This window comes from Nocardia sp. NPDC046763, from assembly GCF_040645495.1.
Taxonomy (GTDB): Bacteria; Actinomycetota; Actinomycetes; order Mycobacteriales; family Mycobacteriaceae; genus Nocardia.
In genome coordinates, this window is the sequence record NZ_JBEYYI010000070.1 from 1 (window position 1) to 6,695 (window position 6,695).

Annotated in this window: 8 protein-coding genes; 4 read left to right on the top strand and 4 right to left on the bottom strand. The window is 67.7% G+C overall.

All coding sequences use genetic code 11. The features are described from left to right. The coding region (locus tag ABZ909_RS43165; RefSeq protein ID WP_357012210.1) for a DUF427 domain-containing protein at positions 1-365 on the top strand (365 nt) is incomplete at its 5' end. Between the two features lie 5 nt (positions 366-370). On the opposite strand, the gene ABZ909_RS43170 is transcribed toward ABZ909_RS43165, so the two are convergent. Continuing rightward, positions 371-1,108, bottom strand: a complete 738-nt coding sequence (locus ABZ909_RS43170) for a Sir2 family NAD-dependent protein deacetylase (protein ID WP_357012213.1) — start codon at positions 1,106-1,108, stop codon at positions 371-373. 97 nt (positions 1,109-1,205) lie between these two features. Beyond that, on the bottom strand, positions 1,206-2,120 hold the full coding sequence (locus ABZ909_RS43175; protein WP_357012215.1) for an AraC family transcriptional regulator: 915 nt from the start codon (positions 2,118-2,120) through the stop codon (positions 1,206-1,208). A 96-nt stretch (positions 2,121-2,216) separates the two neighbouring features. Between ABZ909_RS43175 and ABZ909_RS43180 the strand changes: the two genes are divergently transcribed. Both ABZ909_RS43180 and ABZ909_RS43185 read left to right on the top strand, forming a co-directional pair. After that, positions 2,217-3,275 (top strand): saccharopine dehydrogenase NADP-binding domain-containing protein, encoded by a 1,059-nt coding sequence (locus ABZ909_RS43180; RefSeq protein WP_357012218.1) that lies wholly within the window; start codon positions 2,217-2,219, stop codon positions 3,273-3,275. Between the two features lie 78 nt (positions 3,276-3,353). After that, positions 3,354-3,764, top strand: coding sequence for a cupin domain-containing protein (locus ABZ909_RS43185; RefSeq protein WP_357012221.1), 411 nt, complete (start codon positions 3,354-3,356; stop codon positions 3,762-3,764). Between the two features lie 42 nt (positions 3,765-3,806). Here ABZ909_RS43185 and ABZ909_RS43190 read toward each other — a convergent pair whose 3' ends face one another. Together ABZ909_RS43190 and ABZ909_RS43195 are read right to left on the bottom strand one after the other, a co-directional pair. Continuing rightward, positions 3,807-4,136, bottom strand: coding sequence for a hypothetical protein (locus ABZ909_RS43190; protein ID WP_040854414.1), 330 nt, complete (start codon positions 4,134-4,136; stop codon positions 3,807-3,809). After that, on the bottom strand, positions 4,136-5,341 hold the full coding sequence (locus tag ABZ909_RS43195; RefSeq protein ID WP_357012223.1) for a Rieske 2Fe-2S domain-containing protein: 1,206 nt from the start codon (positions 5,339-5,341) through the stop codon (positions 4,136-4,138). Before ABZ909_RS43195 ends, ABZ909_RS43190 begins: the two co-directional genes overlap by 1 nt. Before the next feature lie 199 nt (positions 5,342-5,540). On the opposite strand from ABZ909_RS43195, the gene hsaA reads away from it, so the two are divergent. Continuing rightward, on the top strand, positions 5,541-6,695 hold a 1,155-nt coding region (gene hsaA / locus ABZ909_RS43200), incomplete at its 3' end, for a 3-hydroxy-9,10-secoandrosta-1,3,5(10)-triene-9,17-dione monooxygenase oxygenase subunit (RefSeq protein WP_357012226.1).

Below are 6,695 nucleotides of genomic sequence, written 5' to 3' on the forward strand. Positions count from 1 at the left end.
TGGACATCCTGGCCAGCTCCCGCCACATCAGGGTCGAACTGGACGGCGAGACCCTGGCCGATTCGCACTCCCCGCGCATCCTGTTCGAGACCGGGCTGCCCGCCCGCTACTACCTACCCCTCACCGATATCCGCATGGACCTGCTGCGGCCGTCGGCGACCAGGACGTCGTGCCCGTACAAGGGCCACGCCGAATACTGGAACATCCAGCTGGGCGAGACCAGCCACCCTGACCTGGTGTGGATCTACCGCACCCCGCTGCCGGAGAGCCAGAAGATCGCCGGGCTGGCGTCGTTCTACAACGAGAAGGTCGACATCTGGGTCGACGGCGAGATGATGCCGCGCCCCAAGACGCCGTTCAGCTGAAACCCTCAGTCCCCCAGGATCTCCGACACCAGCCGGGGCAGCGCCGCCCCGATCGGGTCGCGCACGATCTCGGCGGCGTATTCGTCGTAGGGGGTCGGCTCGTTGTTCACGATGACCAGGTCGGCCCCCGCGTCCACCGCCACCGCGCACATCGACGCGGCGGGCTCGACCTGGAGTGAACTGCCCACGGCCAGAAAGATTTCGGCGTTCTCGGCGATCTGCACCGCCGCGCGAATGGCGGCGGTGTCGAGCTGCTGGCCGAACATGATGGTGGCCGCCTTCAGGATGCCGCCGCAGTCCGGGCACGTCGGATCCGGCTCGCCCGCAGCCACCCGTTCCAGGGTAGCGGCCATGGAATCGGTGAAATCACAGTCGATGCAGACGACTTCGAACATATTGCCGTGGATCTCCACCACACTGTCCGACCCGGCCCGCTGGTGCAGCCTATCGATGTTCTGGGTGATGATCCCGACCTGCCGCCCGCCCGCCGCCAGCCGCACCAAGGCCTGATGCGCCGCATTCGGCGTCGCCCGCCAGGCCGGATTGTCCCGCCGCGCCAGCCAGGCCCGGGTGCGTAGCTCCGCATCGGTCACGTAATTCTGATAGGTGGAGAGCAGTTCGGCGATGGGGTCCTCGGTCCAAACCCCGCGCGGCCCACGGAAATCCGGTATCCCGGATTCCGTCGAGATCCCCGCGCCGGTCAAGACGCCGATCGGTCCCTTGCGTGCGCGCCAGTCCGTCACACAGCTCAGCCTAGGCCGAACCCCGCCCCGCCCGCTGCCCGCCACGGAGGCACCGCCATGGTGGAATCGGCCCGACCCACGCTCCTGCGGCCCGCGCTCAGACCGCCAGGACGGCGGGTCCGTCCTCGGCGCGGCGGTAGTGGCCGGGGGCCGAGCCGTACTGGCGTTTGAAGGCCTTGGCGAAGGCGAATTCGCTCTGGTAGCCGACTTTCCTCGCCACGCCGGCCAGTGGGGTGTCGGTCTCACGCAGCAGCCGCGCGGCGGTGAGCATGCGCCAGCGGGTGAGGTAGGACAGCGGCGGCTCGCCGACCGTGGCGAGGAAGCGGCGAGCGAGGGTGGCGCGACTCACCCCGGCGACGGCACTCAGCTCCGGGACCGTCCAAGCCCGTTCCGGCGCAGCGTGAATCGCGCGCAGCGCATCGGATACGGCCGGGTCACCGAAGACGCCGGCCCATCCGCTCGGTGCAGTGGACTGTTCGTCGAACCAGGCGCGCAGCATGAACAGCAGCAGGGTGTCGAGCAGCGCGGGGATAGCGGCATCGGCACCCGGTCGAGGTTCGGCGATCTCGGCGGCGAGCAGATCGACCGCGGACCGCAGGGCCGGGTGCCGGCCGGGGCGGGCCGGGAGGTGGATGAACTCCGGCAGGTCGTCGAGCAACGGGTGGCTGCGATGCCGCCCGAGCTCGTACGCGCCGCACACCAGCGCGGTCCGCGCGCCCGGACCCGCGATCTCGCGCGGCTCCCCCGGCAGGGCGACCTCGGTGATCGGCGCCCCCAGCGCATCGACCAGATCATGGTTCTCGCCGCGCGGCATGAACAGCACATCGCCGGCTCCCAGCGCGACCGGTTCCCCGTCGGGCGGCAGCAGCCAGCACGAACCCTGAAGAACCACATGGAATCCCGCGCCCGGCACCTTCGGATAGCGACGCCCCCACGGTGCGTGCCGGATGAAGAGCCCCGAGGCCGGGTTGCCGGTGCGGATGGCCGCGACGGTCTCGCTGAGGATGTCCACATCGACACCATACTGCTCACCTGATGAGCGTTTCGAGCATTGAACTGAGTAATTCAGCCATTCATATGCTCACCGCACGCGAATAACTTCATTCACATGACGACGCACGAATCCACGCAGACCCCTACCATCGCCGTGTACGGCGCGAACGGCCACACCGGCGGCTACATCCTGTCCGAGCTGCATCGCCGCGGCCTGGCCCCGATCCTGGTGGGCCGCAATGCCGATCGGCTTCGCACCGCCGCCGACGCGGCCCGGCTGCCGCAGGCCGAGATCCGGATCGCGGCGGCGGACGATCACGCCACTCTGGTCAGGGCGTTCACCGGTGCGGATGTGGTGATCAGCAGCCTGCCCGGCTACGTGGACCTCGGCGAGCCCATCCTGGCCGCCGCCCTCGACGCGGGCACGCATTACGTCGACATCTCGGGCGAGCAGCTGTTCCTCCGCCGGGTCCTCGACGAGTACGGCCCGCGCGCCGAGCGTGCCGGGGTGACGGTGCTCTCCTCGGTGACCGACAGCAATCTCCCCGCCGATCTGCTCGCGGATCTGCTCGGCGCGCGTCTCGCCGGACCGGTCGGCTTCGTGATCAGCCACCGCAGCCGCAGTGGCGGGGATGGCTCCCGCGGCAGCGCGAAAACCGTACTGGCCAGCCTGGATTGGTTCCGCGCGGGCGGCTGGCACTACGCCGACGGCGAGTTCCGCACCGGCCCGGCGGATCCGGCGCCGATGCTGTACCCCGGCGACGCCGAGCCGACCGAGGTGGCCAAGTTCGCCTTCCCCGCCGTGCTCACCATCCCGCGTCACACCGATGCCGCCGCCGTCACCGGCGCCGTCGACAGCGTGTTCCGGGCGAACATCACCGGCCTGACCGCGGAGCTGGTCGCCGGCCTGCCGGAAAAGCCGAGTGCCGCTTCGGATATGCGCTACGACATGATCGTGGACGCCACCGCCGCGGATGGCCGGACGTGGCGCGGCGTGGTCAGCGGGGCCGATTCCTACCGGGATTCGGGCCTGATGGCAGTCGAAGCGGCCGTGCGGCTCGCCGGCGGCGCTGTGAAGGCGGGCGCGCTCGCGCCCGCGGAGGCCTTCGCCGCCGCGGACTTCCTGGATTCGCTCGCGCCCCACGGCATCGCCTGGACGATCACCGGGGCATGAGACGGCCACGGAGCGCGCCTGGCCGAAAGCGCTCGCAGTGCGGGGAATTCGGTCGAGCCCCGCAATACAGTGAGGACCATGAGCGACGACCGTCCGAAGCTGGCCGCTGAACTGGATATGGTGCCGCATCCCGAGGGCGGCTGGTATCGGGAAACCTGGCGCAGCGGAGTGAAATTCGAGCCGGAGGGCTACCCTGGCCCCCGCACGACCGGCACGGCCATCTATTTCCTGCTGCTACCCGGTGAGAAGTCCGCGCCACACACCGTGACGTCGGACGAGATCTGGTTCTGGCACCGGGGTGGTCCCCTGCTGCTGAACATCGGGGGTGAGGAGATCGTCCTCGGACCCGATGTCGAGCAGGGGCAACGCCCCCAGGCGGTGGTTCCCGGCGGAATCAGCCAGGCCGCCCGTCCCGCGGGTGACGACTACGTGCTGGTGAGTTGTGTCGTCTCCCCCGGTTTCGATTTCGCCGACTTCCGGCTCGACTGAGCTACTTTCGGAGCCGAGCCGTGGGTCGTCGATCCCGAGTCTTCAGTCGTCGATCCCGAGCAGACCCTCCGCGACCGCATGGTCGATGGTCTTCTCGAGGTTCGGGCAGGAGTCCGGTTTACCGGTGGTCGGCCCGGACTCGGCCAGCTTGCGGAAGACCGGGCAGTGCGCGGCCGGATCGACCGTCCACTGCACCGTCTTCTGATTGTGGCTGTGCTTGCGCACGAGCACCTCGGTGCCGCAGGTCTGACACGCGATCGGTGTCAGCCCCGACTCCATGTAGTGCTCTTTGTCGAGGACCGTCTGGGCGCGCACCTGTGCTCGCTGTTCCGGACGGTCCGCGAAATCGGGTGCCTTCGCCCAGCTGGTCATCAGACGTTCGCCTCCTGCACGGCGGCCTCGTCGGCCTCCCGCTTCTTCCGCAGGTTCTCCTCGACCTCGAGACCCCAGGCCTCGTTGGCCTTGGAGGTGTCGATCTCGAATTCGAAGCGCTGCACCGACTTCGGGTCGATGTCCGCGACATCGACGTAGAACTGGTCGTACCAGCGGCGCAACTGGTAGACCGGGCCGTCCTCCTCGGTCAGCAGCGGGTTGTCGATCTTGGACTTGTGCTTCCAGATCTCGACGTCCTGCAGGAAGCCCTCGCTGACGCCCTCGGTCATCTTGGCCGCGAACATCTGCGCCTGTTCCTCGGGCAGCCCCTTCGGCTTCTCCAGCGAGACGCCCCACTGCAGCATGAAGGAGTTCTGCGTGACCGGGTAGTGGCAGTTGATGAGGACCGTCTTGACCTCGAAGCCGCTGTAGATGTTGAGCAGCGGGTTGATCATGTACGACGGCCCGAAGTACGACGCCTCGGACTTGAGCAGCACATCGATGCCGGCCTTGGCCGCGTTGCCGATGTCCGGGCGGGCCTTGGTCTCCAGGTACTGGGTGGCGACGTGACCCTCGAGCACGTTCTTGAAGAACGTGGGGAAGGCGTAGTGGATATAGAAGAAGTGCGCCATATCCACGATGTTGTCGATGATCTCGCGGCAGTTCGAGCCCTCGATCAGCAGCGAGTGCCAGGTCCAGTCGGTCCAACCCTCGGTGAGCGTCTCCGACGAGCTGCCGTCGGCATTGGTGTAGGGACCCTCGATGTACGGGATGGTCACCTCGTCCGGCGGCTGGTTGCCCTCGTGGTCGTGCCAGACGAACAGCTGGCCGTTGCGCTCGAGCGTGGTCCACGCGCGGGTGCGGGCCAGCGGGGGGACGCGCCGTGCGTAGGGAATGCCGGTGCACTTGCCGTCGCCGCCCCAGCGCCAGTCGTGGAACGGGCACGCGATGGAGTCGCCCTTGACCTCACCCATGGAGAGGTCGCCGCCCAGGTGACGACAGTAGGAGTCCAGTACCTTCAGTTCGTTCTGGCTGTTCATGAAAACGACCAGCTTGGTACCGAATACGTTGACCGCATGCGGCTTGCCGTCACGGAAGTCCTTGGCAAGGCCGAGGCAGTGCCAACCCCGGGCGTAGCGGGTGGGCATCGAGCCCACGTCGATCTCGCGGACCTTCCCGCGGGGCCCTTGGGCGCTTGTCGCCATCGTTGATCCTCCTATGGATGTACTAGAACACGTTACAAAATTGGCTGGCGGTTGGCCAGCGATACATCCAACTACCAGGATGGGGGCGCTCTGAGCTGCGCTTGTATTGCGTTCTCGACAGGAATAAGAACGTGTTCTACTCTCAGGGGCAAACGAAGACCGCTTCCCGTACCAGCACCAGGCAGGAGCAACTGGCGAGATGACGCAAGAAGTAGTTGAGCGGGTCGAGGCGCTGCTGCCGACCCTGCGTGAGCGCGCCCAGGAGACCGAGGATCTGCGCCGCCTTCCCGACCAGACCGTCAAGGATCTGCAGGCGACCGGCTTCTTCAAGCTCGTGCAGCCCAAGCAGTGGGGCGGCTACGCCTGCGACCCGGTGATCTTCTACGACACCGTCCGCAAGATCGCCAGCGCGTGCGGCTCCACCGGCTGGTGCGCCGGCATCCTCGGCATCCACAACTGGCACCTGGCGCTGTTCGACCAGCGCGCGCAGGAAGAGGTGTGGGGCAACGACACCGAGGTCCGGATCTCCTCCTCCTACGCCCCGATGGGTGCGGGCGTGGTGACCGAGGACGGCGAGGGCTACATCGTCAACGGTTCGTGGGCCTGGTCCTCCGGCTCCGACCACGCCGACTGGGTGTTCGTCGGCGGCCCGGTCATCAAGAACGGCAAGCCGGTCGACTTCGGCTCGTTCCTGATCCCGCGGAGCGAGTACAAGATCAACGACGTGTGGCACGTGGTCGGCCTGCGCGGCACCGGCTCCAACACCGTCGTGGTCGAGAATGTGTACGTGCCCCGGCACCGTTTCCTCAGCATGAAGACCATGGGCGACCTGAAATCGCCTGGCCTGGAGCAGAATACCGACCCGCTGTACAAGATGCCGTGGGGCAGCATCCACCCCGCGACCATCACCACGCCGATCATCGGCATGGGCTACGGCGCCTACGAGGCCCACGTCGAGCACCAGGGCAAGCGTGTCCGGGCCGCCTTCGCGGGCGAGAAGGCCAAGGACGACCCGTTCGGCAAGGTGCGCATCGCCGAGGCCGCCAGTGACATCGACGCCGCCTGGCGTCAGCTGTCCGGCAATATCGCCGAGGAATACGCGTACATCCTGGCGGACAAGGAAGTTCCGTTCGACCTGCGGGTGGCCGCTCGCCGCGACCAGGTGCGCGCCACCGGCCGCGTGATCGCCTCCATCGACCGGCTGTTCGAGGCCTCCGGCGCCACCGCGCTCGTGGAAGGCACTCCGCTGCAGCGGTTCTGGCGTGACGCGCACGCCGGACGCGTGCACGCCTCGCAGGATCCGGAGCGCGCCTACGCCATGTTCGGCACGCACGCCTTCGGTCTCCCGATCACC